This window comes from Roseovarius gaetbuli (assembly GCF_900172365.1).
GTDB classification, from domain to species: Bacteria; Pseudomonadota; Alphaproteobacteria; order Rhodobacterales; family Rhodobacteraceae; genus Roseovarius; species Roseovarius gaetbuli.
In genome coordinates this window covers 1-1,152 of the sequence record NZ_FWFJ01000125.1, presented here as the reverse complement: position 1 = coordinate 1,152, position 1,152 = coordinate 1, and the positions used below count along the sequence as shown (strand labels likewise).

Below are 1,152 nucleotides of genomic sequence, written 5' to 3'. Positions count from 1 at the left end.
GATCACTCGACGTTTTCAAAAAACCGGCATGGTCGGTTTCGCGACAGCGAACTGCTGCGCCATCTGTTCGAGGGGACCGTCGCGCGCTGCATCGCGGAAGGTCTGGTCAGCGGTCAGCGCAAGGCGATTGATGCAAGCCTGATCGAAGCAGATGCCAACAAACAGAACTCGACGCCGAAGGAGGACTGGGACGTCTCGCAGATTGATCCAGCCGATGCGCCCCGCGCCGTGCGCGAGTATCTCGACACACTGGACGAGGCCGCATTCGGTGCCGCGAGCGAGGTCCAGCCCAAGTTCACCTCGCATTCGGACCCGGCGAGCCAGTGGACGGCAGCGCGCAAAGGACCGGCATTCTTCAGCTATTCCGACAACTACCTGATCGACACGGATCACGGCGTGATCGTCGATGTCGAGGCCACGCGGTCAATCCGGCAGGCAGAGGTCGGCTCGACCAAGACCATGCTGGATCGGGTGAAGACCAGGTTTGACCTGCATCCCGAACGCCTGATCGCCGACACCGCATATGGTACCGGGCCGATGCTGGGCTGGCTGGTCGACCGCAAGATCGCCCCGCACATCCCGGTCTTCGACAAGTCTGGCCGCAGCGATGGCACATGGAGCCGGGCGGACTTCGAGTGGGACGCCGAGAACGACCAATACGTCTGCCCCGAGGGCCAGACACTGAAGCAGTTCCGTCGGAACTATTCCGACCCGAACCGGGGGCCAACCAGTGGAGGTCGGGCCAAATACCGTGCCCTGAAACTGACCTGTCAGGCCTGCCCGTCGAAACAGAAATGCTGCCCGAACGCCGATGCCAGATCCATCACCCGCGAGGAGCACGAAGACGCCCGCCAGGTCGCGCGCGACATCGCCAAAACCAAGCAATACGACATCTCGATGAAGCTCCGAAAGAAGGTCGAGATGCTCTTTGCCCACCTCAAACGCATTCTCGGGTTGGGACGATTGCGATTACGCGGCCCATGCGGTGCAAATGACGAATTCCTCCTCGCCGCCACCGCCCAAAACCTCCGCAAACTGGCCAAGATCCTTCCTGCACCGCAGCAAACGCGCAAAGCCTGATAGAAAAGGCGCTCGCGCTCTGTTCAGAACCACACTTTCTGCAACAGCAACACGTTGTTTTTCCACAGAATC

Annotated in this window: 1 protein-coding gene; it reads left to right on the top strand. The window is 60.8% G+C overall.

Going from position 1 to position 1,152, the window contains the following annotated elements; genetic code table 11:
- Positions 1-1,080: IS1182 family transposase (locus ROG8370_RS19880; RefSeq protein WP_085828836.1), on the top strand; the 1,080-nt coding region annotated here is incomplete at its 5' end.
- Between the last annotated feature and the right edge of the window lie 72 nt (positions 1,081-1,152).